Source organism: Magnetofaba australis IT-1 (assembly GCF_002109495.1).
GTDB classification, from domain to species: Bacteria; Pseudomonadota; Magnetococcia; order Magnetococcales; family Magnetococcaceae; genus Magnetofaba; species Magnetofaba australis.
Genome location: NZ_LVJN01000015.1, coordinates 461,448 through 484,358 on the forward strand (window position 1 = coordinate 461,448; position 22,911 = coordinate 484,358).

General features: G+C 64.6%; 17 protein-coding genes. All 17 read left to right on the forward strand.

Annotation, left to right across the window (positions count from 1 at the left end; genetic code table 11):
* Nucleotides 1–129 precede the first annotated feature (129 nt).
* The 17 genes from MAIT1_RS04305 (at nucleotide 130) to MAIT1_RS04385 (ending at nucleotide 22,907) form a co-directional block, all read left to right on the forward strand.
* Nucleotides 130–633 carry a TonB-dependent receptor plug domain-containing protein gene (locus MAIT1_RS04305; RefSeq protein WP_085441050.1) on the forward strand — a complete coding sequence of 168 codons (504 nt, stop codon included), beginning with the start codon at nucleotides 130–132 and terminating at the stop codon, nucleotides 631–633.
* The gene (locus MAIT1_RS04310) at nucleotides 630–2,264 is read left to right on the forward strand and encodes a TonB-dependent receptor (RefSeq protein ID WP_085441052.1); all 1,635 of its coding nucleotides are present in this window, start codon (nucleotides 630–632) and stop codon (nucleotides 2,262–2,264) included. The genes MAIT1_RS04305 and MAIT1_RS04310 overlap by 4 nt, the downstream gene beginning before the upstream one ends.
* A gap of 4 nt (nucleotides 2,265–2,268) precedes the next feature.
* Nucleotides 2,269–3,141 carry a DUF4198 domain-containing protein gene (locus MAIT1_RS04315; RefSeq protein ID WP_143814647.1) on the forward strand — a complete coding sequence of 291 codons (873 nt, stop codon included), beginning with the start codon at nucleotides 2,269–2,271 and terminating at the stop codon, nucleotides 3,139–3,141.
* Nucleotides 3,138–4,154, forward strand: a complete 1,017-nt coding sequence (locus MAIT1_RS04320) for a 4Fe-4S binding protein (RefSeq protein WP_085441055.1) — start codon at nucleotides 3,138–3,140, stop codon at nucleotides 4,152–4,154. Before MAIT1_RS04315 ends, MAIT1_RS04320 begins: the two co-directional genes overlap by 4 nt.
* Entirely contained in the window at nucleotides 4,154–4,810 is a 657-nt protein-coding gene (locus MAIT1_RS04325) for an urease accessory protein UreH domain-containing protein (protein ID WP_085441056.1), read from the forward strand. The genes MAIT1_RS04320 and MAIT1_RS04325 overlap by 1 nt, the downstream gene beginning before the upstream one ends.
* The gene (locus MAIT1_RS04330; RefSeq protein WP_085441057.1) at nucleotides 4,807–5,667 is read left to right on the forward strand and encodes an energy transducer TonB; all 861 of its coding nucleotides are present in this window, start codon (nucleotides 4,807–4,809) and stop codon (nucleotides 5,665–5,667) included. The genes MAIT1_RS04325 and MAIT1_RS04330 overlap by 4 nt, the downstream gene beginning before the upstream one ends.
* A gap of 12 nt (nucleotides 5,668–5,679) precedes the next feature.
* Nucleotides 5,680–6,270, forward strand: coding sequence for a MotA/TolQ/ExbB proton channel family protein (locus MAIT1_RS22415; RefSeq protein WP_085441058.1), 591 nt, complete (start codon nucleotides 5,680–5,682; stop codon nucleotides 6,268–6,270).
* Nucleotides 6,271–6,272: 2 nt separating this feature from the next.
* Nucleotides 6,273–6,689 carry an ExbD/TolR family protein gene (locus MAIT1_RS04340; protein ID WP_085441059.1) on the forward strand — a complete coding sequence of 139 codons (417 nt, stop codon included), beginning with the start codon at nucleotides 6,273–6,275 and terminating at the stop codon, nucleotides 6,687–6,689.
* 300 nt (nucleotides 6,690–6,989) lie between these two features.
* Nucleotides 6,990–11,090, forward strand: coding sequence for a PAS domain S-box protein (locus MAIT1_RS04345; RefSeq protein WP_158089307.1), 4,101 nt, complete (start codon nucleotides 6,990–6,992; stop codon nucleotides 11,088–11,090).
* Between the two features lie 289 nt (nucleotides 11,091–11,379).
* On the forward strand, nucleotides 11,380–12,069 hold the full coding sequence (locus MAIT1_RS04350) for a CpsD/CapB family tyrosine-protein kinase (RefSeq protein WP_085441061.1): 690 nt from the start codon (nucleotides 11,380–11,382) through the stop codon (nucleotides 12,067–12,069).
* A gap of 72 nt (nucleotides 12,070–12,141) precedes the next feature.
* Nucleotides 12,142–13,236 (forward strand): polysaccharide biosynthesis/export family protein, encoded by a 1,095-nt coding sequence (locus MAIT1_RS04355; RefSeq protein WP_085441062.1) that lies wholly within the window; start codon nucleotides 12,142–12,144, stop codon nucleotides 13,234–13,236.
* Between the two features lie 101 nt (nucleotides 13,237–13,337).
* On the forward strand, nucleotides 13,338–15,242 hold the full coding sequence (locus MAIT1_RS04360; RefSeq protein WP_158089308.1) for a GumC family protein: 1,905 nt from the start codon (nucleotides 13,338–13,340) through the stop codon (nucleotides 15,240–15,242).
* 56 nt (nucleotides 15,243–15,298) lie between these two features.
* Nucleotides 15,299–17,866, forward strand: a complete 2,568-nt coding sequence (locus MAIT1_RS04365) for a DUF4962 domain-containing protein (RefSeq protein WP_158089309.1) — start codon at nucleotides 15,299–15,301, stop codon at nucleotides 17,864–17,866.
* Nucleotides 17,867–17,870: 4 nt separating this feature from the next.
* On the forward strand, nucleotides 17,871–19,412 hold the full coding sequence (locus MAIT1_RS04370) for a lipopolysaccharide biosynthesis protein (protein ID WP_085441065.1): 1,542 nt from the start codon (nucleotides 17,871–17,873) through the stop codon (nucleotides 19,410–19,412).
* Nucleotides 19,409–20,779 (forward strand): O-antigen ligase family protein, encoded by a 1,371-nt coding sequence (locus MAIT1_RS04375; RefSeq protein WP_085441066.1) that lies wholly within the window; start codon nucleotides 19,409–19,411, stop codon nucleotides 20,777–20,779. Before MAIT1_RS04370 ends, MAIT1_RS04375 begins: the two co-directional genes overlap by 4 nt.
* A complete protein-coding gene (locus MAIT1_RS04380; protein WP_085441067.1) occupies nucleotides 20,776–21,921 on the forward strand; it encodes a glycosyltransferase family 4 protein in 1,146 nt (381 codons plus the stop codon). The genes MAIT1_RS04375 and MAIT1_RS04380 overlap by 4 nt, the downstream gene beginning before the upstream one ends.
* On the forward strand, nucleotides 21,918–22,907 hold the full coding sequence (locus tag MAIT1_RS04385) for a glycosyltransferase family 2 protein (RefSeq protein ID WP_085441068.1): 990 nt from the start codon (nucleotides 21,918–21,920) through the stop codon (nucleotides 22,905–22,907). The genes MAIT1_RS04380 and MAIT1_RS04385 overlap by 4 nt, the downstream gene beginning before the upstream one ends.
* Nucleotides 22,908–22,911 lie beyond the last annotated feature (4 nt).

A 22,911-nucleotide genomic window follows, 5' to 3' on the forward strand; every position in this document is an offset into this window, starting at 1 on the left:
CGTCATGGATTTTTCACTGCGTCATATCACGCACAGAGGCGTGGCAAATAACACATTGAAAATAATGTAGTTTATCTCTACCATCCGCAGCTGTTCAGACAACTTTACTCTGCAGCTCAGGATCGCTTCATGTCGTCACACACTGGTATTGCCCGCACCCTGCGTCGCTCCGCCCTGTTAGGGTTGAGCGGCCTGACCTTCGCCATCTCTGTTGCGCCGCGCGCCGCACTCGCCGCCGAGGCGGTGGACGCCGCTGAGCGGCTGGATGAGGTCAGCGTCACCGCCACGCGAATGGCCCGCGCCACCCAGGAGATCCCGGCGGCCATCAGCGTGGTGGGGAGTCAGCGCATTGAGTCCGAGCGCATGGTCAACATCAAGGACGCCATCCAAGGCGCGCCGGGGGTGTTGATCGACAGTGAGAGCGGCGGCTACAGCGCGCGTCTGATCATTCGCGGCGCCGGGCAGAAGGCCAACTACGGCATTCGCGAGATCATGGTGATGCGCGATGGCGTGCCCATCACCGACCCCGACAGCTTCACTCGCCTGGACTTCATCGACAGCCAGGACATTGAGCGCATCGAGATCACCAAGGGGCCGGGCTCCATCCACGGCTCCGGTTCGGCGGGGGGGTGATTCAGATCATCTCCAAATCGGTATTCGACAGCGCCGACCGCCTGCGCGCCGGTTATGGCGAGCAGGGCGCGCGCAACGCCCATGCGCGCCTGGGCAAGGTGTGGGACAAGCACGCCGCCTCGGTGACATTCTCCCATCGCGCCAGCAATAACCAGTGGCGGCGCAACAATGAATACGCCTCCAGCCAGCTGAGCTTCAAACACGGCTATCTGTTCGATGGCGGCGGCGCCCTGGAGAGCGAATTGAGCTTCAGTCGGGTGGATCTGCAACTGCCCGGCTCCATGGGCGATGCGGAGTTCGCCGACTATCTGGCTACTGGGCGGCAAACCGACACCAAGGACGCCTGGAAGAACTCCGCGCGCGACTCCAAGATCATCTTCTTCAACACCCGTTGGGAGGGCGAGGTGGGCGAGTGGCGCTTCAAACCGCGTCTGTTCGCCACCCACTGGAGCCACTTCCACCCGGTCACCGGGGTGATCAACGTCAGCGAGAACAACCTGCTCTACGGGGTGGATCTGGAGGGCGACCGCAGCCACCAACTGTTTGGCCCGGCATCGTTGGTGATGGGGGTGACGGCGCGGCGCGACAGTTCGCTGGACGCCGAGAAGTATGAGTACGCCGACGTCGTCACCGGCTGGGGCGGACGCATCTCCAGCACCCTGAGCGACCGCCAGGGGGCGCTGCTGGAGGAGCAGGACACCATCAACACCCTGTTTGGCGTGTATGCGCTGGAGAGTTTGAAGCCCGTTGAGAACCTGACGCTGGACCTGTCGGTCCGCTACGACCGCTCCATGTTCGATATCGACACCATGGAGTATGGCTCCTACAGCTATTCAACCGGAACCTACATCGCCGGGAGCGGCGCCAGCAGCGTGAATCAGGACTATAATCTCTGGTCGCTGTCGGCGGGGGCGGCCTATGCGCTGAATCCCACCTGGACGCTATTCGCCAATGTGGCCCAGAGCGATCAGGTCCCCTCCAGCCAGGAGATCGAGAGCAACACCGGTCTGCAGGCCTCCACCGCGCGCAATGTGGAGCTGGGAGTCAAAGCGCGGCTCCGTGGCTGGCAACTGGACGCTTCGGCCTACTGGACCAAGGTGAGCGATGAGATCGTGTCGGTGTTGGACAACGGCCAGACGGTGTTCCAGAACGCCGGCGGCACGCGCAAGCTGGGGGTGGAGCTGGCCGGCGAGTGGCGTCCGCTGGAGGGGCTGAGCCTGGGCGGCAGCTGGACCTACAGCGACATCACCTTCGACTCCTTCAATGAGGTGATCTCCAGCGTCAACTATGACCGCAGCGGCAACCGTCTGCCCTACGTGCCGTTGCAGCAGTACGGCCTGTGGGCCGCCTATGAGCACGCCAGCGGCTGGTCTGGCCGGGTGCGCGCACAGTCGTGGGGCAAGTACTGGATGGACAACGCCAACTCCGAGCAGTATGGCGGCTACGACTTTGTCACTCATGTGGACGTGGGCTACAAAACCGGCATCCACCGCTTCAATCTCAATGTGGAGAATCTGTTCGACAAGCGCTACGCCATTGAAGCCACCAAGGACTCTCGCGGCACGCGCGCCTATAGCGGCGCCGCGCCGCGCTCGGTGATGGCCTACTGGACGGTGGATCTGGAGGGCTGAGGCGATGCGCGTTTCTGTCACCGCATGTCTGGCTCTTGGGGTTGTGGCGGGGCTTGCGCTCGCGTTGAGCGTCCCGGCTTTGGCGCAGCACGCCCATGGCGCGGCGGGCGGGTATGGCGGCGCGGGCAAGCGTGACCAGCGCCCCGCGCCGAGTTGGACCGATGCGCCGCTGCTGGAGAGCGGCCATTCGCGGCGTCAAGCGCTGTTGCGGGCGGAAAATCTGCGCGCAACGGAGTACTGGGTGTCGCGGCCGGATCGCCCCGAGCCGGAGTTGCTCGCCACCGGCGCGCGCGGCGTAGCGTTTGCGCCCGACAAAACCGATCCCGGCGGCTACCATCGGCTGATTGCGCGCCAGCAGGGGCCCCATGGCGCGCGCACCGCCACCACCTTGCGCTATTTCTCCAAACCGGGACCGGCGCCCTATGCGCTATTGGCGCAGGCGCTGCCCGGGTTGGAGGTGGTTCCCGCGACCCTGCCGCGGGAGCACGGCCACTTCCGCGCAGGCGAAACCTGGGAGTTTGTGGCGCGCTATAACGGTCAGCCGTTGGCGGGACAGATCCTCACCCTGACCTCGGAGTTGGGGCAGAGCGTACGCGCCGCCACCGATGCCCAGGGGCGCGCGCGGATCACCCTGCCGGAGCGTTTCAAACGGGCGGAAGGGGGGCATCGGCGCGCCACCACCCGATTTGTGGTCGCCACCACTCTTCTTCAGGGCGGACGCCAGGAGCAGGCGGCGTTCAACGACCACTTCATCGCCCCCCAGAGCGAAGGTAAAAGCGCGCCGTTGGGGTGGGGGTTCCTGGCTCTGGGCATGCTCCTGGGCGCGCCGCTGTTGCGCCAGAAATCGTCGAGTCAAAACCAGGAGACGCGCCCATGACCGCCGCTCTGAATCTCAGCCGCATCCGTTTGGCGGTGCAACTGGTGATGCTGGTGATCACCGTCTATGGCGGGGTGGTGCTGGGTCACTATCTGTCCGACAAACTCTCCAACGCGCTGCCCGCGCTCTCCTGCGCCTTCGACCAGCAGAACGGGGCCTACTGCACGCTGATTCCGTTTCAGCATCAGATGCACCACCGGGTGGGGGAGGTGATTGCGCGCAGCGGCCAGTTCGCCATGGCCACGCTGGTTCCGCTGGGCTTTACGTTTCTGTCGTTCTACATCCTGTTCTTCTTCCTGAATAAGGCGTTCTGCGGCTGGATCTGCCCGTTGGGAACGTTGCAGGAGCTGCTCTATCGCCTGGGGCGCGTGTTGCGGCGTCCGTTCCACCGTTTGCACGGGCGCGGGTTGTCGCGAGTGCGGCCCATCAAGTGGATCGTGCTGCTGGGATTGGTGTTTCTGCTGCCGCTGCTGGCGGGATTGGGGCATCTGCCCCATGCGGCGGGGGACGCCTTCTGTCAGGTGTGCCCGGCGCGCATCGCCACCACCCTGCTCACCGGCGACCTCAATCAAGTGACCGTCGCCACCACCGGCACGGCGGAGTTCCTCTTCAGCGCCCTGCGCGCCACCCTGTTCGGCTTTATTGTCATCGCCGCCCTCAGCGTGCGCCAACCCTTCTGCCGCGTCTGCCCGATGCTGGCGCTGCATGCGCTGCTGCGTCGTTTCTCGCCGCTGCGCCTGCGCAAGCAGGAGGAGAGCGAGGCGTGCGGTCGCTGCGATCTGTGCGCCCGCGCCTGCCCCATGGATATCCCCGAGGTGGCCGAGCAGAGCGGGGCCAAGGCGTTCCATGACGACTGCACCCTGTGTGGCCGCTGCGTGGAGTTCTGTCCCCATGATGATCGCCTGCAACTGAAATTCGGCCCCTGGATGCTGTTCCGCTCCAGCCGCGACTACTTCCGCCGCCGCAGCCGCTTGGAGCGGCCTGAAGGCGGCGCGCGATCGGAGTCCCCCTGATGCCGCCGCTGGCGTTTGACGGCGCGTTGAGCCTTGCCTCGGCGTGGATTCTGGGCCTCTCCACCGGCTTGACCCTGTGCGCGCTCTCCTGTGTGCCCGCCATGGGCAGTTGGGCGCTGGCGCGGGCGGGCGGCGGATTGCAAGCGCTGGGCGACACCGTGCTGTTCCTGGCCGGGCGGGTGACCGGCTACACCCTGTTGGCGGGGGGCGCGGCGTGGTTGGGACAGACCCTGTTGCTGTGGCGCGAAGCGTGGCCGGTGGAGGCGATATTGGGTGTTGCACTGATCGCCTCCGGGATGCTGCTGGCGTGGCCGCGTCGCAGCGGCCAGTGCGCGGGTAGTCATGGTCGGCGCGGGGAGTCCTGGCCGCCGTTTTTCCTCGGTTTGAGTTTGAGTCTGATTCCGTGTCCGCCGCTGGCGGCGCTGCTGTCGGCCAGCGCCAACGCCGCCGACTGGCTGCACGGGGCGCTGCTGGGCGGCGCTTTTGGGGTGGGCGCGGCGCTCTCGCCGGTGCTGCTGATTGCGCCGCTGTTCGGTCTGTTTGGCAAGTCGCTGACCACAGCGCAGCCGTGGCTGGCGCGCTGGACCCGGCTGGCGGGGGCGGCGGCCCTGGTGGCGCTCGGCGTGGCGCGTCTGCTGGGCGGAGGCGCGGCGTGACGGTTGCGGCCAGCATCGCGATGCGGCATCCGCTGGAGCCGGTGGAGGCGCGCCGTGACGCCCTGTGGGCCGTCGGTGCGGCGCTGGCGCTGCATCTGGCGCTGGCCACAGCGCTGCTGCTGGGCGTACGCGCGCCGACGCCGCCAGTCACATTACAGAGTTTTCAGGTGGTGATTCTGCCCGAGGCGGAGGCGCCGCCCGAGGTTGCACAAACGGAGCCCGCGCCGCCGGAGCCAGTTGCCGAGCCGGAGCCCGCGCCGGAGGAGCCCGTTGCTGAAGCGGAGCCTGCGCGGGAGGAGCTCGTTGCTGAAGCGGAGCCCGCGCCGCCGCAACCCATTGTCGCGCCGGAGCCGCCGCCGGAACCCGCTTTGGAGCCGGAGTCGGCTCCTGTGGTGAATACAACCCGCGCCGCGCCTGCGCCACAGCGCCGCAAACTTGCGCCGCCCCGCAAACAAGTCAAGTTGGTCGCTGCGCCGCCAAAACAGCCCGCGCCGACCCCGCCCAGCCAGTCAGTGGCGACGCCCCCTCGCGCCGCCTCGGCGTCGACCACTGAGGCCGTCGCTGCGCCGCCGCGTTTTACGCCGCCGGTGGGCCATGCGGGCTATCTGGACAATCCGCCGCCGCAATACCCGGTGCTGGCGCGCCGCCGGGGGTTGCAGGGGCGGGTGCTGCTGCGCGTGGATGTGGGACGCACGGGAGAGGTGCGCAGCGTGCGCGTCAAACAGGGCTCCGGCCATGCGGTGCTGGATCGGGCCGCCCGCGCCACCGTGCTGGGGTGGCGCTTTCGTCCCGCCACCCGCAATGGCGCGGCGGTGGTGGCGCAGGTGGATGTGCCGATTCGATTCGTTCTGCAATAAGGGGAAGAGGCGATGATGTGGTTGAATTGGTGGCAGGACGCCGATTGGATTGTGCGCGGCGTATTCCTGTTGTTGATTACGCTGTCGGCGGTGAGCTGGAGCGTGCTGACGGCGCGGGCGCTGCGTTTCGCCCGTGTGTTGGAGCGCGAACGGGGCCTGCTCGACGCGCTGCGCGATGTGGTCGCCTCCACCTCCATCAACACCCCCTCCACCCGGCTGCTCACCCAACGCGATCTCTATCATGCGCTCTCCGCCGAGGGGCGTGAGGCGCTGCGCGGGCAGACGTTGCGCGAGATCCGTCTGGAACTGGAGAACGGCCTGACCATTCTGGCCACCATCGGCAACGCCGCCCCCTTCATCGGCCTGTTCGGCACCGTGTGGGGCATCATGAACGCGCTGCACGGTCTGGGCGGCGCGGCGCTGAATATGGAGATGGTCACCGGCCCGGTGGCCGAGGCGCTGGTGGCCACCGCCGCCGGTCTGTTCGTCGCCGTGCCCGCGGTGGCGGGGTACAACTATCTGGTGCGCAAGCTGCGCCATGTGATGGGGGCGGTCGAACGCAACGCGCTGTGGATGACCGAACCGGAACTGGGAGAGTTGTAACCATGGCGGGCTCCTCTTCATCCGGCGGCGGCGACTTCGATGCGCCGCTGGCGGAAATCAATGTCACCCCGTTGGTGGATGTGATGCTGGTGCTGTTGGTGATCTTCATCGTCGCCGCGCCGCTCATGGCGCAGGCGCTCAAGGTTGATCTGCCCCGCGCCGCCGCTCCCAGCGACGCCGAACCCCATGTGATTGCGCTGGTGGCCAAGGCCGATGGCGTCACCCTGCTCGATGACGTCGTGATCGAGTCCGAGGCATTGGAAGCGGCCCTGAAGGCGCGCTTTGCCGACAACCCGCAGGCGGTGCTGCGCCTGGGCGCCGATGCCGCCATCGCCTATGAAGAGGTCGCGCGTCTGCTCTCCATAGCGCAGCGCGCGGGTATTCGCCGTATCGCCTTCGCCACCCGCGCCGCGCCGTAAATCTTTCCCCGCCCTCTCTGTTTCCCGTTTGTTCAGCCCACGCCCAGCGCGCCGTGAAGCGTTGTGACATCTGCTGTTGCCGTGCGCTTGAGCACGACTGAGCGCGGTTTCGCCATTTCAGGCGAAATCGTTGTGGATTCACTCGCTTCATGTTTGCTTAAAGCGATTTGAATTTACGCGCCCGGGGAGTATGCTGGTGACATCGTTGCGCCGACTGGATCCGCGGAAGCTCTCCCCATGGGAGCGCATGGGAGAGGAATGGCGCAGCCCTCTCTGTCGCCTGGAAGGTACCGTTCGGGAATGAAAAATTCGCGCAACGTCTGGGAGATTCTGCTGCTGGCCGCCGTCTATTTCGTCACCGCGCGATTGGGACAGCAGTTGGCGATTCCCCCAGGCAACGTGACGCCAGTGTGGTTGCCGTCGGGCATCTGCCTGGCGTGGTTGCTGGTGCGCGGCGTCCAGCTCTGGCCTGGCGTGTTTCTGGGCGCCTTTCTGGGCAATGCGTGGGCCTATTTTGACGCCAGCTCCGCCTCTTTGATGCTGCGCGCGCTGCTGGCCGGCGGCGCCAATGGCGTGGGCGACGTCATCGCCATCGCTGGCGCGGCGTGGGCGTTGAGCCATCTGACCGACGCCTCCCGCCTGTTTGACGACGCCAAGAACACCACGGCGTTTCTCCTCATCGGCGGCGTGGTCGGCTCCTTTTTTAGCGCGTTGTTGGGGATCTCCGGTCTCACCATCAGTGGCTTTTTGGCGCCGGAGCATCTGATCTTCCCCTTCTTGACCTGGTGGACCGGCGACGCCATGGGGGTGGTGTTTTTCACCCCCATCATCTTGGAGTTGGCGCAGTGCAAAAGCGTGCGCGCTCTGCGGCCGACCGTCGAGGCCTTCCTGCAGACGGGACTGTTTGTCCTGTTGGGCGGGATCGCCTTCTTCCACCCGGAGGTTGCGCCGCCTGCGTCGCTGCTGCTGGCGTTGGCGCCATTGCTGATTTGGAGCGTGTTTCGCTTCTCCCAAGCGGTGCTGTTTGGTCAGTTGTTGCTGCTGGCGTCAATCGCAATCATAGCCACCGCCATGGGGCGCGGTCCGCTGTTGATCGCCGATGACCTGACCGCGTCGTTGATCCACCTGCAGGCGTTTCTCGGCGCCATGGCGCTGTCGGTCTTCTATCTGAACAGCCTGAATCGCGAACTCCAGGCGGCAAACAGCGGGTTGGAACGCAAAATTGTTGAGCGCACCCAGGAGCTGCAGGAGGCGAATCGACGGTTGCGCCATGAGGTGGCTGAGCGTCAGCAGGCTGAAGCCTCTCTGAATGAGAGTCGCCAAGAGTTGCTGGAGGCGCAGGAGATCGCCCATGTGGGCAACTGGATCTGGCGCATCGAAGATGGCTCATTGAGCTGGACAGATGAAATTTATCGCATCTTTGGCTTTGCGCCGCAGGCCATAGAGCCAACCTACGCGGCGTTTTTGCAAGCAGTGCACCCCGATGATCGCGAGCGGGTGGAGGCGGCGGTTAAGGCTGCTCTGGATGATCCGGACGTCGCCTATGGGGTGGAGCATCGCATCGTGCGTCCAGATGGCGAAGTGCGCGTGGTCAACGAGTTGGGGCGCATCGAGCGCGATGCCGCCGGGCGCGCGGTGCTGATGATCGGCGCGGTGCAGGACATCACCGAGCGCACGGCCCTGGAGGACGCCCTGCGACAGTCGGCGGTGGAGTGGAGCGCCGCCATGGACGCCTATCCAGACGCCATTTATCTGCTGGATGAGACCCGTCATCTGCGGCGCGCCAACCAGGCGTTTTTTCAGATGCTGCGCATGACGCCAGAGCAGGCGGTTGGCGAACATATCGCTACGCTGATGCACCCGCAGGGAGAAGAGCGCCCATGTCCGGTGTGCCAGGCGCAGTTGGATCTGCGCGACGCCGTCATCACCATGGAGTCCGAGCATCCCAACAATCCGACTGGTCGCCCGATAGAGATCACCGTTACGGTGGTGCGGGACGCCGCTGGCGCAGTCAGCGGCATACTGATGAATCTGCACGATCTGACCGAGTCGCGCCGGGCGCAGCAGAGCCTCATAGAGAGTGAAGAGCGTTTTCGCACCGTGTTTGAGCAGGCCGCCGTGGGCATCGGCCACGTGGCGCCGGACGGTCGCTGGCTGCGGGTGAACAATAAATTGTGTCAGATTGTCGGTTACGCCCGAGAGGAGTTGCTGCAACTGAGTTTTCAGGAGATCACCCACCCCGACGATCTGAATACGGATATTGAGCTGGTGCAGCAGATGCTGCAGCGCAAGATCGAGCACTACACGCTGGAGAAACGCTATATCGCCAAAGATGGACGCACCATTTGGGTCAATTTGACGGTGGCGTTGGTGTTCAAGAAGGGTGGCGAGCCAGACTACTTCATCTCGGTGGTGGAGGACATCAGCCAACGCAAACGCGCCGAGGCGCAGCTGTTGGAGAGCGAAACGCGCTTCCGCTCGCTGTTCCGCTCCATGAACGAGGGCGGCGCTTTGCACGAGTTGGTGTTGGACGCCTCCGGTCAAGCGGTGGACTATCGGATTTTGGAGGTCAACGCCGCCTACAGCGAGATTCTGGGCATTGCGAAAGAGCAGGTGGAAGGGCGTTTGGCCACACAGGTGTACGGCGTCCCAGAAGCGCCCTATCTGGCGGTCTATCAAGAGGTGGTGGAGAGTGGCCAGAGCCAGCGTTTTGATGCGGAATTTGCGCCGTTGCAGCGCAGCTTTGAGATTTCAGCCTTCTCGCCAGGGGAGAACCAGTTCGCCACGGTGTTTACCGATATCACCGAACGTAAAGAAGCCGAGCGCAAGCTCAACGCAGCGTTGGGTGATCTGGAGCGCGAACGCACCTTCTTGAAATCGTTGATTCAGAGCCTGCCGGACCTGGTGTGGATGAAGGATCCCGACGGGGTCTATCTGATGTGCAACCCCTCGTTTGAACGCCTGTACGGCGCCAAAGAGGCGCAGATTGTCGGCAAAACCGACTATGACTTCGTGGAGGCGGAGTTGGCGGACTTCTTCCGCCGACACGATCTGCGCGCCATTGAGAACGATGCCCCCTCCCGCAATGAGGAGTGGCTGACCTTTGCCGTGGGTGGCGCGCGGGCGCTGATGGAGACCACCAAAACCCCGGTGCGCGACCGCCATGGCGCGGTGATCGGCGTGCTGGGCATTGGTCACGATATTACCGAGAAAAAGCAGGCGGAGGTCGATCTGATTGAAGCCAAGGAGCGCGCCGAAGCCGCCAATCTGGCCAAAAGCGAATTCCTCGCCACCATGAGCCATGAGATTCGCACTCCCATGAACGTCATTGTGGGGCTATCCGACGTGCTTCTGGAGACGGTCACGGATGCGGAGCAGCGCAAGCATCTGGGGCGCTTGCAAAAGGCCAATAAAAGCTTGCTGGATCTGGTGGATGCGATTCTGGATCTGAGCCGCATCGAGGCCGGGCGCATCACCCTGAAGTCGGCGCCCGCCAACCTGGCCCACATGATCGAAGAGACCGTGAGCATGATGAGCGTGGTGGCCGAGCAGAAGGGGCTGCGGCTGGAGGCGGAGATCGCCGCGGGTGCGGACCGGTGGGGGTTGCACGATGAAAAACGTCTGCGTCAGATTCTGATCAATCTGATCGGCAATGCGGTCAAATTCACCGAATCCGGGCGGGTGAGCGTGAGTCTGGTCATGGAGCAGGAAGCAGGCGCGCCCGCGCTGCGCTTGTGTGTGCGCGATACCGGAATCGGCATCGGGCCGCAGAATTGCGAATCGATTTTTGAGAAATTCACCCAAGTAGACTCCAGTTACGCGCGGCGCTACAGCGGCGTTGGACTGGGGTTGGCCATCACCCACAAGATCATCGACGCCATGGGTGGGCGCATCTGGGTGGAGAGCGCATTGAATGAGGGCAGCGCATTCTTTGTGGCGCTGCCGTTTGAGCCTGCGAAGCCGCCGCAAGAGGATGCCCCTGCGTCGGCTTCGGATGCCGCCGCAAACGCTGCTCCACGCGCGTTGCGGATTCTGCTGGCGGAGGACTCCGAAGACAACCAGCTGCTGATTCGCACCTATCTGAAGCCAACGTCGCATCAGTTGACAGTGGTGATGAATGGCGCCCAGGCGGTGGCGACGGCGTGCGCGGAAACCTTCGACATCATCTTGATGGATATTCAGATGCCGATTATGGACGGCTACGAAGCGACGCGCAGAATCCGCGCCGATCAGCAAGAGCATGGCAAACCGCACACGCCCATCGTGGCGCTGACCGCCCACGCGTTGGAAGAGGATGCGGTGAAGAGTTTGGCCGCCGGGTGTGACGGGCATCTGACCAAACCTATTCGCAAAGCCAAGCTTCTGGGCGCGGTGGAAAGTATTGTGGCGGGCGCGATGTAGAGAAAAAAACACGCCACGCGCACAGCCGCGTGACGACGGTGTGGCGAAATCTGCGATGAATCTTTCGCCAAGTCGTCCAGGGGATGCCCTTTTTTATTGTCGCCAGCTTGACTTGCTATGGAATGTGTGGAATTTTTTGAGGGTGCATTAGTGTACGCTTAATTTTCTTCAAGTCTCCGCCCAATCGAGAGAGCCCGCTTTCAGAGCGCTGGTGTGAGCACGGGGATTCCCGGTGTTGCGTCAGGCGTTGTTGAGCACGCACGGGGTGGCGGTCGAAAGGCAAAGTCAGATGGGCAATTCCACCGCATCGGCTGCTCCCGGCCATCTGGTCGGTCCCATGCGCTCCTGGTTGCGCCGCAGCCAAGGCGCGCTGGCTGGGGTGAAGGCTAGCCTGCGCTCGGTGTCGCGGGAGGAGGAGACGCGTTCCGTATTGGTGGCCAGCAGCGTCTCCAAAGAGGGCGCTTCCACCACCGCCGTGAGTATGGCCTACGCCCTCGCCGCATTGGGTCGTTCACGCGTGCTGCTGGTGGATGGCAATTACGACGCCCCGCAACTGCACCAACTCTTCAATCTTCCCATCGGCCCCGGCTTCTCCGATGTGGTGACCCGGGACGTCGACCCCCAGAGCGTGATTCACGCCAGCGAATTCAAAGGCCTGGATGTGATGACCAGCGGCTCGGCGCCGGATCGCTCGCTGGATGTGTTCGAATCCGATCAGTTTGATCCCGTCATCGACGCCCTCGAGCAATCCTATGACTACCTGATCATGGATTGCGCGCCGTTTCTCAAAGCCTCGGATACGCTGCTGGCGGCGCAGAGCTTTGACGGCGTGATCCTCACCATTCGTTGTGAGTCCACCAAACGCGAAGTGGTCAATCTGGTGCAGAGCAAGATCGCCAAAGTGGGCGGAGACGTGCTGGGCGTGGTGCTCAACCGGCGCCGTTTCTACCTGCCGCGCTTCCTCTATGGATGGCTGTAACGTGGGCGCTTCCATCTCATTGCTGTGGCCTGAGGCGCTGTTGACGCGCAAAGGATCGAACGTGTGTCTGTGATGAAACTTCCTCTCTCCCTGTTCCGCCTCATTGGGCTCGGCGTCGCGTTGGTGTTGCTTGGCGGCTGCTTGGCGCGCGGTGAAGACAGCACGCTGTTCCAGACTTCGGCTGCGCGCGAAGCCAATGAGGAGACGCCCCACGAAATCACCTCGTTTAGCGTCGGCAATCACGATTTTCAGATCTTCTCGGACTATCAGATCGCTCCGGGCGACCAGTTGGACGTGCTCTTCTCCATCCGCACCTGGGAGTTGGAGTCCGATTTCAAACTACACATCGGCGATCAGATCCACATCAAGTTTCCCAATGATCCGCATCTGAACGAAACGCAACGCATCCGCCCCGATGGCAACGTCACGCTGCCCTATATCGGCGACCATCTGGTGGCCCGAAAGTCGCCGGACGAGATTCGCGTGGAGCTGGAGAAGCGCTACAAGACCATTTTGCGCAACCCCGACGTCTATGTGGTGGTGGAGGAGTATCTGTCGCAGATCCGCGAGTTGAAAGTGGACCTGAAGACCTCGGCGCGGGGCCTGAGCCGCCTGGTGACGGTGCGGCCGGACGGCTACACCACCTTTCCCATGCTGGGCGATATGCGCGTGGCGGGCCGCACCGTGCCGGAGGTGGCCGAAGAGATGAACAAGAAGTACAACAAGATCAGCCCCAGCCTCTATGTGGACCTGTTCCTGGAGAGCCACGCCGGAGCGCAGATCTACGTCATGGGCGAGGTCAACAACGCCGGCGCCCATGTGATCCGCAAGCCGGTGACGGTGATTGAGGCGCTGGCGCTGGCCGGCGGCGGCTCCACCAATGCGGTGCTCGACAATGTGATGGTGGCGCGCAAGCATCAAGGCCGCATGATCACCACCAGCGTCAATGTGCTCAAAGCGCTGCGTATGGATAAGGACAGCAAGTTCTTCTACTTGCAGCCCGACGACATCGTCTTTGTGCCCAAAACCGACATTTCGGTGTTTGCCCAGTTCATGACGCAGTTGCGCCAGACCTTCTGGTTCAACGGCTGGGCGCTTGGGTTGGGTCAGAACCTCTCCAACGAAGGTCTGATCCGCACCAAATATCCTCAGCTTCAGCGTCAGTAATCTGAATGCGGGATCGTAGCTAAGACTCCAATCGCCCCACCGGCGGCCTGAACATGGCCGCCGTGTGCGGGCGCGGCAAGCGTGTTAAGGAGAGCCGGATCATGGCCATGAACCAGACGGCGGGTGAGAACTTTCTCAAGGAGCTGGTGTTTACCATGTTCGCGCAAAAGCGCGTGCTGGTCAGCGTGGCCTCGCTCCTGTTTGTGGTGTTTGTGGCCTACGCCTTCCTCTCCCAACCGGTCTACCGCGCCGAGGGCTCCTTCCTGGTCAAATCCAAACGCGCCCAGCACAGCCCGGACTCGTTGGAAGAGGCGCAGTTGCGCGTGCAGCCAGTGCAGAAGGAGGATCTCTTCTCCGAAGCGCAAATCCTCACCTCTGACGATGTCGCCTTGAAGACGGTCAAGAAGCTGGTGGCGGAGAAGAAGCTGGTGATCCCCGAGCTGCCCGGCGCCGAACCGGGCGCCGATTTGGAGAGCGTCTTCGCCGAGGCGGTGCGCGCCAGCCTCTCCACTGAGGTGGCGGAAACCTCCAACGTGTTGATGATCTCCATGACCTGGGGCGACGCCAAGCAGGCGCAGTTGATCCTCGATACGCTGATGTGGACCTATCTGGCGCACCGGCATGAGATTCTCAATCCCGCCGGGCAGAAGTCCTTCTTCGATAATCAGGTGGATAACTACCTGACCAATCTGAAAGACAAGCAACAGGAGTTGCTGGGGTTGGTGACCGAGAAAGTGGCCCCGGACCCCCAGCGCGAGATTGAACAGAATCTGTTGTTGCGCCAGCAGTTGCAGAGCTCTCTGGTGGCCGCCGAACGGCAGCTGATCGAGACCGAACGCAGCATCGAGCTGTTGGATAAGGCGTTGGCGTCGGATCGGGTGCAGCTCTTCTCCTTCATCGACAACCCGGTGATTCAGGGTTACGGCAACAAGCTGCAGGATCTGCTGATCCAGCAGACCGCCGTGCGCAAGACCTTTGTGGATGGCAGTAAGCCGACCATCTCCATCGCGCGACAGATCGACGACGCCTATCAGGCCCTCAAGCATGAGGTCTCCGCCTATCGCGGCAGCGTGGAGGCGCGCGCGGACACGTTGACCCAGGAGATCGACGTGCTCACGCAGAAGATCCGCGAAACCGATGCGCGCAATGTGGACCTGCGCCGCACCCAGGTGGCCATGGAGCAGGTCAATCGCGAAGCCAAACTGCTGGAGTACACCTTCGAGACTTTCTATCAACGCCGTGAGCAGTCGGACATTCAGGGCGCCGAGGGGGCCAAGGGGCTCTACTCCCAGGTGGTGATTCTGGGCCGCGCCCAGGCGTTGGACAAGCCGGTCAAACCGAAGAAGAAGCTGATCGTCGTCGGGGGCTTTCTGCTGGCCTGCATGACCGGCTTCTTCTTCGCCGTGATCAAGGAGAACTTCGACCACTCCTTCAAGCGGCCCGAGGATGTGGACGCCTATGTGGGCGCGCCCATGATCTTCTCCTTGAACGACTTCGGCGCGGCGACGGAGGAGGGCGGCAAGAAGGGCGCGCCTTCAGCTACGCCGCCGCCCTCGGCCACCCCCGCCAAGAGCGCGGCGGCGTTGGCGCTGACCCTTTCATTGGGCGTGGGGCTTGGCGCAGGTGGGCTGCAGGCATACCAAGTGGGGCGCCAAGGTTTGATTACCCCGATCCAGGAGCGCTGGGATGAGACGCTGCAGCTGGCCCACCGCTTGCGCACTCAGACAACTGACGCCATGTCGCAAATGGGTTGGATCGGGCGAAAGGAAACGTTTTCGTCAGCGCCTGCCTTGCAGGGTGTGGGCTCACCCGTGCTGGTCCAATTGATTCAGCAACGGCAGGCTGCGCGTTCTGTCCTGTTAGCCAAAGCGAACCCGGCGCCGCGCAAGGCCAATGCTCTTCGCACCAGAACGCCGCTATTTTTCCCTCTGCAGGGACAACCGGTCTACGTGACCGAGCGCACGACCCCGGCTCAAAACCAGCGCAAAGACTCCAGTGCGGGCTGATGCGCGCTCTTGCGCCGTCACACGCCACTTCCGCCTTTACTGAGGATATCGACTCCATGAGACGAACCCTCCTCCTGCTGTTTGTTGCGCTTTGGGTTTGCCATGTCGCCGCCCCGGCGCGCGCCGCCGAGGCGCTGCGCGTGACGGCGGAGTCGGTGCGGCCCGGCGACGGCATGACGGCGCAGGCGGGGGATGCGGCCTGCCCCATCCGCATTCGCGGCCAGCAGAGCGACGGCAAGGAGCTGGCCACGCTGTGGCGCGCGGTCGAGTTGCAGCCGGGGGCCCACTATCGGTTGCAGGGGTGGGTCAAGCTCAACGCCTATGATGATCGGCGCTTTCCCCCCCGCTTGGCGCTCTCTGCGCGCAACGCTGCGGGCAAATCTCTGAAGAACTACGACACCGAGACCTACGACATGGCCGATTGGCCGGGTTGGAGTCGCTTGCTTGTGGATTTCCAGGCCGACCCGGCGGCGCAGTCGGGCAAGCTGCTGCTCAAGCACAAGAAGAAGCTCCCCATCGCCGCCGACATCTGCCTCAAGGAGATCACCCTGCAGCGCTTTGACGCGCCGCCGCCGCCGTTGCGTCTGTCTCTGGATGTGAGCGAGGCGGTCAAGCAGCGTTTGGGCGGGCCGCGTCCGCGTCTGTTCGTCACCGCCCAGAGGGTGCAGGCGTTGCGAAAGAGTCTGGATACGGTCCCGTTCGACCGCTTCTGGCGCACGGTGCAGGCGCGCGCCCACAAAGAGGGCTCCGCCGCGCCGCCCGCCAGCGCCACCCGCTATGACAGCGACGCCATTCGCGGTTTGGGCGAAGGGCTGCCCTATCTGGCGCTGGCCTATCTGATGCGCGGCCAGGACAACGATCTGGCCATGGCGCGGCGCTGGATGGACGCCCTGGCCAGCTATCCGGATTGGGCCGATAACAGCGATATCGGCGCGGCCTTGCTGTTGATGGATATGTCTATCGCCTACGACTGGCTGCATGACCAGTGGAGCCCCGCCGAGCGCGAACGCTATCGGGCGAAGATCGCGCTGCAGGCCGAGCGTCTGTATAAAGTTCTGATCAACCATGAGATGTGGTGGAGCAACGACTACCTGCAAAACCACAACTACACCAGCGTCATGGGCTTGGGGCTGGCGGGATACGCGCTGTATGGCGAGGATCCCAACGCCGCCTCCTGGCTGGCGGCGGCGGAGCGCAATTTCACCCGCGTGCTGCGCGTGCTCTCCCCCGACGGCGCCTCCCATGAGGGGATCAACTACTGGGGCTTCGGCATCGAATCGCTGTTGCGCTACCATCTGGGGGTGGCCCCGGCCATGGGGCTGGAGCGGGTGAAGAGTAACCCCTACATGCAGCACGCCGCCAAATATCGCCTGCATGCCGCCCTGCCGGGGTATCGCGACAATGTGGACTATGCCGACGCGCCGCGATTTGAGTGGCATGGCCCCGGCTATATTCTGCGCGCGCTGGCGAGGATCTATCAGGACGGCGTGGCGCAGTGGTTGGCCGACAGCATTGAGGCGGCGCGGGCGCGTGATCCGGCGCCCGGCTCCGACGGCGCGGGCCTCTCCTGGGAGGATTTGCTCTGGTACGACCCCGCCGTGGGCGCGGTTGAGCCGGATGGTCTGCCCACCAATGCGCTGTTTGACAATCTGGGGCTGATGATGGCCCGCGATGGCTGGGGCGATGACGCCGCCTGGGTCTTCTTCAAAGGCGGATCGCCCGGCGGCGATCACGCGCGCAAACACGGCATGTACCCCGGCTCCCACATCCATCCCGACGCCGGGCAGGTGATGCTGTGGGCCGATGGCCGCTGGCTGCTCAACGATGATGGCTATGTGCTGCTCAAGCGCGCCGCCAACCACAACGTCATCACCATCAACGGCGTGGGGCAGCTTGGTGAAGGCGAGAAGTGGTTCGACTGGAAGGCGGCGCGTAACGGCGACGCCCATGCGCGGATCATCCGCGCGGAGTCGTTGGGGCAGGGCTATTTGACCGAAGCGGAGTTGGCCGGCGCCTACCCGGCCCGCGCCGGGCTCGCCTCTTGGCGGCGCACGGTGCGCTTTGAGCCCGAACAGCACAGCATGCAGGTGGAGGACGCCATCACCCTGAGCCGCGCCGGGACGATTCGCTATCTGATGCACATGGACCGCGCCGCCGCCCAGGCGGGCGAGATGACCTACTGCTTGAGCTCCAATGCGCGCGCCACGCTGGAGGCGAAGCCCGCACTGGCGCGGACCCATTTTGACGGCTACGCCATCGCCCCCAAGGAGCGCAAGCGCGAGGATAATGGCAATTATCGCGGCATGCGTCTGAGCGCCGAGAGCGAGCGGGTGGAGAAGCAGCATTTTGTGTGGCGGGTGACCTGGGGCGAACCGTGTCAGGCCGCAGCGGCGGAGTCGCCGCCCGAGCCCGAGGACGCCTCGCCCGCGCTGCGTCGCGTCGGCGGGGCTTCCACCGACGGCTCAGGCGACCTGCGCGATGTGAGCGCCGAGAGCGGCGCGGCGATTCGCTCCCGGGTGCGATCACGGATGGAGGGCGTGCGCGCGGAGCGCGAACATAAGCGCGCCCCACGCGCACGGCGCACGCGCCAGGGCTACAGCCTTTTCCCCTCGGTCAACCCGTAACCTCATGGGCGCCAACGCAAGCGCCGCCCCAGCGCCGACAGCGGGGCCCAGCCGCACCAAGAAAGCCGGTCTGACCATGCTCACGCGGTTGCTGACGCAACTGGTGGGCATCATCATCTCGTTCGCCATCACCCCGGCGCTGGTGGCGGGATTGGGCGCGGAGCTGTACGGCGCCTGGCAGGTGATTCAGCGCATCATGTCGCACCTGGCCGTGGGCCACTTCAAACCCATGAGCGTGCTCAAACTCACCCTGGCGCATCGCCAGAGCGACCCCGACGTCGCCGCCAAACGGCGTCAGGTGGGGGCCTCGCTGATGGTGTGGCTGGCGGCGTTGCCGCTGGTGCTGGGGTTGGGGGCGCTGGCGCTGTGGTTCCTTGAGCGCCTGATTCCCGTTGCGCCGGAACTGCGTGACGGCGTCTTCATCGCCATGTCCATCGCCGTGTTCATCGTCGCCCTCACGCCGTTGGCGGGAGCGCCCATGGGGGTGCTCAAGGGGCAGAATCTGGAGTACCGCGCCATGGGCGCGCAGCCCACGGTGAAGCTGCTGGCCTATGGCGTGATCTACGCTCTGGTGGTGATGGGCTTCGGCCTGCCGTGGGTGGTGGCCGCCTATGGCGGACAGATCTTCGTGGTGGGCGCGCTGTGCTACTGGATCGCCCGCCGCCACGTCTCCTGGCTGGGGGTGGCGCGCCCCTCGCGGGAGGAGTTTCGCGGCTTCTTCCGGCTCAATCTGTGGTCGCTGCTGTCGGCGTTCATCCAGCAGGTGTTTCGCGGCGGCGATCTGATTCTGATCAGCATGACCCTGGGGCCGGCGCTGGTGACGGTCTACACCCTCACGCGGGCGGCCATGCATCGCACCATCGAGCCGATCATTGCGCTGTTCAACGCCGGTCTGCCGGGCATGGGCGAGCTGGTGGGCGCGGGGGATCTGCAGCGGGCCGCGCAGGTGCGGCTGGAGATGGTGCGGGCGCTGCTCTTCTCCGCCGGGGTGGTGGGCTGCGTGGTGCTGCTGCTCAACGAGGCGTTCCTGGCGGTGTGGGTGGGGGCCAAATTCTACGGCGGCGATCTGCTCACCCTGCTGCTGGTGCTGACGGTGACCATCGGCGCGCTGACGCGGGTGGAGGAGATCCTCATCGACTCGGCGCTGCAACTGAAGCACAAGTCGCTGTTCCAGGCGGGCGCGGGGGCGGCGTTCATCGGCGGCTTCCTGCTGCTGCAGCCGCATCTGGGATTGATGGCCGCGCCCCTCTGTCTGCTTTGCGCCCATGGCGCAGTGCTGCTGCTCTACATGTGGTTGAATGCGCGCACGCTGGGGGAGCCGTTTGGGGCCTTTGTGCGGCCGCAGATCGCGCCGCTTGCCATGGCGCTGACGCTGCTGCTGCTGTGCCGTTGGGCGCTGCCGGAACCGGCCATCGCCGGGTGGGGCGGACTATTCGCTTACGGCGTCCTGCTCACCCCCGCCTTCGCCGTCGCCGCGTGGTTTCTGGTGCTGCGGGCTGAGGATCGCAAACGGCTGAAAAAACGCTTGGGGAGGCTCCGCAAATGAGCGCAAATTCGCGCACTTTCACGCCGCCTGTGCTGGAGTCGCCGCCGTCGCGCCTGCTGTTTGCGTTGCTGCTGCTGGGGGTGATGATGCAGTTCATTCCCTTTCCCAAACTGCCGGTGATCCACATCGCCCCCATCAATGTGACCTTGGGGTTAGGGCTGATGGTGTTCGCGTTCAACATCCACCGCATCTTCAGCATCCAGAACCACGTCATCATGTTGCTGTTTTACATGGTGATGTTCTTTCTGGTTTACACCTTTGTGACCAAGTTCAAGGATCCAACCGAGGGGCTGGAGCTGGAGTATGTGCGCACGGTGACGTTGTGGCTGCTGTTTGCGGTGGCGTGTCGCAACCTCGACGATGTGCATACGCTGATCAAGGCGATCTGCATCGGCGTGTTTATCTCGGCGCTGTTTGGTCTGTTGATCCACTTTCTGGGCGACCCGTGGCAGGGCATTCGCAACTGGCTGCTGCAGGACACCAGCGCGGTGGAGGAGGGCATCAGCGGCAAGGGCATGTGGATCTCCGGTCTGGCCGGGCGCCACTTCTCGTTCGGTTATCTGATGGCCGCGGCGCCGATTCTGGCCCTCACCTGCTATCAGGCGCGGCGTAAGTGGATCTGGTTCGGGGTGATGGCGGTGATGCTGCCGGCGCTGTTTCTCAACGCCGAACGCTCCTCGTTCCTGACTGCGGGCATCGGCATGATCTACCTGCTGTTCCGCTGGAAGCGCGCGGGGGTGTTGGCCTTCCTGGTGATGGCGCTGGTGGCCGGGGTGGTGCTGGAGGGCTCGCGCGACGTGGAGAACCGGCGCCATCAGTCGCTGGTGGGACGCTTCCAGGACAAGGGGTTGTCCGACACCGTGGATCGCCTGTTGTGGCAGCTCAACGGTGTGGAGACGGTGTTCAAGAACCCGTTTAGCGGGGCCACCAACCGCCGCTATGAGGAGACCGTGTTGGGGCGGCACATTCTGGTGCGCGATCCGAGCATCAAGATCCCTTACGCGCACAACCACTACATTGTGGTGGGTATGCTGGTGGGGCTGGTGGGGTGGCTGTTTCTGGCGGGGGTGCTCTACAGTCTGCGGCGCACGATTCGACAGTATGTGGAGAACGCTGCGGGCGAGACGCGCCATGCGCAACTGGCGTTGGGCGCGGTGGTGTCGCTGATCGCGGTGATGTGCAACGGGTTGTTCCACAACGCTGGGGTGTTCACCAGCGAGCCGCTCACCATCTGCCTGGTGGGGGTGGTGATCGCTGGCGCGCAGATGCGCGGGTCGGCGCATCCCGATCCCGAGACACAGCCTGCGCCGGAGCCTGAAACGGCGCCCGCGCCCAGACGTCGGCGGCGGCGCAGGAGGAGGGCATGAGCAAACGCATGGGCTACTTCATCGCCAACGGCAACGGCGTGCATACTTGGCGGCGGGTGGGCTCGTTGGCGCGGGAGCTGGCGATTCACCAGCAGTTGGGCGCGCGCGGCTGGGCGGAGACCCTGTTTACCTACGATAGCGAGCGCGATCCCGGTCCGCTGCCGCTGCCGCCCTCAGCCCGCATCATCACCAAATGGCCGCTGGGGTGGATGCGCTGGAAACTGCGCAAACTCTATTACGCGCTGATTCCTTTTCTCTATTTCTTCCACGGGCGGCGCCTGCAGGTGTTGATGACCGACCAGGCGGGATTGGGCTGGCCCGCGCTGTGGGCGTCGAAAGTGTGGGACGCGCGGCTGTTGGCGCGTTGCGGCTATGTGTATGGCGCTCAGGCCGAACAGGCGGGCTGGAGCGGTCCGGCCCACGATAAGCGCATTACGGCGGAGCGGAAGGTGTTCACCCAGTGCGATGCGGCGGTGACGCCGACGCCGGAACTCAAAGCGTGGGTGGTGGCCCACTACGGTCTGCCCGCCGCGCGGGTGCATGTGATCCCCAACTATGTGGAGACCGAGCGTTTCGCCCCCGACCCTGCCGTCGAACGCACGCCAAACAGCGTATTGATGGTGGGGCGGCTGCACCCCAACAAGCGCATCGAGGTGGTGATTCGCGCCCTGGCGGGGTCGGATTACACGCTGACGCTGATCGGCTCCGGGGCGTTGAAACGGGAGCTACAAGCGCTGGCGGCGGAGTTGGGGGTGACGCTGAACCTCATCGACCGCGTGCCCAACGAAGAGCTGCCGCGCTACTTCCAGAGCCATGCGGTCTACGTGTTGATGGGGCTCACCGAGGGGCACCCCAAGGCGTTGATCGAGGCCATGGCCAGCGGCGCGGCGTGCATCGGCGCGCCCACCCCGGGGGTGGGCAACATCCTGGCCGACGGCGACAACGCCCTGGTGTGTGAGGCCGAGCCCGAGGCTGTGCGCAGCGGATTGGATCGACTGTTTGGCGATGCGGCGCTGCGCGCGCGCCTGGGCGAGAACGGGCGTCGCACGGTGTGTGAGCGCTACGCCCTGGAGCGCGTTGCGGCGCACTATGATCGGGTGTTGACCGCCTTGGCCGAGCGCTCGCCGCTGGAGGCCGAATGAGCGTCCCGGCCCTCTCGGTGCTGATGCCCGCCTATAACGCCGCCGCCACCCTGGAGGCGGCGGTGGCGTCGATTCTGACGCAGAGCTTCGGCGACTTTGAGCTGCTCGTGGTCAACGACGGCTCCAGCGACGACACCGGAGCGTTGCTGGATGAACTGGCGCGACGCGATGGGCGCATTCGCGTCATCCATCAGCACAATCAGGGGGTGGTGCGCTCCCTCAACACCCTGTTGGAGCAGGCGCGCGCGCCGCTGCTGGCGCGCATGGACGCCGACGACCAGTGCGACTCTGAACGCTTCGCCAAGCAGATCGCCTATCTGCAGGCTCATCCTCAGACCGGCATGGTGGCCACCGGGGTGCTGGAGATCGCCCCCAATGGCCTGCCGTTCCGCTCGGTGTGCCATCCGGACGACCCGGCGCTTCTGGCCAGCATGCTGGCGGCGGGGCGCAATCCGGTGGCCCACGGTTCGGTGATGCTGCGTCGCAGCGTGTTGGCGCAACTGGAGGAGCCGCGCTATCGGCTGGCGGCGGCTTCGGAGGATCGCGATCTGTGGGCGCGGCTGGCCGCCATCAGCGCCGTGGGCATGCTCTGTGAGCCGCTCTATCTGTTGCGTCGCGGCGGCGGGTCGGTCTCCTTCCGCGCCGCCCAGGTGCGCGAACGCTATCTGGGCGAAGTGGGCGAGACGGAGGAGCAGATTCAACGCATCGAGGCGGATCTGAGCGCCGCCATCACCGACGCCGACCCCACCGCTGGCGCGCAGGGGTATGATCTCTATCTCAATGGCAAAGCATTCTACGCCCATGGCCGCTATGGCGAGGCGCGCGCCTGCTTCTCCGCCCTGCTGGGCGACCCTCGCTGGCGCAAACGCGGCGCGGCGTTTCTGGCGCTGGCGTGGCTGGGGCCGCTGGGGCGCGGCGCGTTGCGCGGCTATCAGCGGCTCTTCTCCGCCAAGGCGCGGCTGGGCTGCCCCGGCCTGGGCTATTAGGAGG

Coding starts and splice junctions, on each gene's coding strand:
- MAIT1_RS04305 (WP_085441050.1), top strand. CDS start 130: ATGTCGTCACACACTGGTATTGCCCGCACCCTGCGTCGCTCCGCCCTG.
- MAIT1_RS04315 (WP_143814647.1), top strand. CDS start 2,269: ATGCGCGTTTCTGTCACCGCATGTCTGGCTCTTGGGGTTGTGGCGGGG.
- MAIT1_RS04320 (WP_085441055.1), top strand. CDS start 3,138: ATGACCGCCGCTCTGAATCTCAGCCGCATCCGTTTGGCGGTGCAACTG.
- MAIT1_RS04325 (WP_085441056.1), top strand. CDS start 4,154: ATGCCGCCGCTGGCGTTTGACGGCGCGTTGAGCCTTGCCTCGGCGTGG.
- MAIT1_RS22415 (WP_085441058.1), top strand. CDS start 5,680: ATGATGTGGTTGAATTGGTGGCAGGACGCCGATTGGATTGTGCGCGGC.
- MAIT1_RS04340 (WP_085441059.1), top strand. CDS start 6,273: ATGGCGGGCTCCTCTTCATCCGGCGGCGGCGACTTCGATGCGCCGCTG.
- MAIT1_RS04345 (WP_158089307.1), top strand. CDS start 6,990: ATGAAAAATTCGCGCAACGTCTGGGAGATTCTGCTGCTGGCCGCCGTC.
- MAIT1_RS04350 (WP_085441061.1), top strand. CDS start 11,380: ATGGGCAATTCCACCGCATCGGCTGCTCCCGGCCATCTGGTCGGTCCC.
- MAIT1_RS04355 (WP_085441062.1), top strand. CDS start 12,142: ATGAAACTTCCTCTCTCCCTGTTCCGCCTCATTGGGCTCGGCGTCGCG.
- MAIT1_RS04360 (WP_158089308.1), top strand. CDS start 13,338: ATGGCCATGAACCAGACGGCGGGTGAGAACTTTCTCAAGGAGCTGGTG.
- MAIT1_RS04365 (WP_158089309.1), top strand. CDS start 15,299: ATGAGACGAACCCTCCTCCTGCTGTTTGTTGCGCTTTGGGTTTGCCAT.
- MAIT1_RS04370 (WP_085441065.1), top strand. CDS start 17,871: ATGGGCGCCAACGCAAGCGCCGCCCCAGCGCCGACAGCGGGGCCCAGC.
- MAIT1_RS04375 (WP_085441066.1), top strand. CDS start 19,409: ATGAGCGCAAATTCGCGCACTTTCACGCCGCCTGTGCTGGAGTCGCCG.
- MAIT1_RS04380 (WP_085441067.1), top strand. CDS start 20,776: ATGAGCAAACGCATGGGCTACTTCATCGCCAACGGCAACGGCGTGCAT.
- MAIT1_RS04385 (WP_085441068.1), top strand. CDS start 21,918: ATGAGCGTCCCGGCCCTCTCGGTGCTGATGCCCGCCTATAACGCCGCC.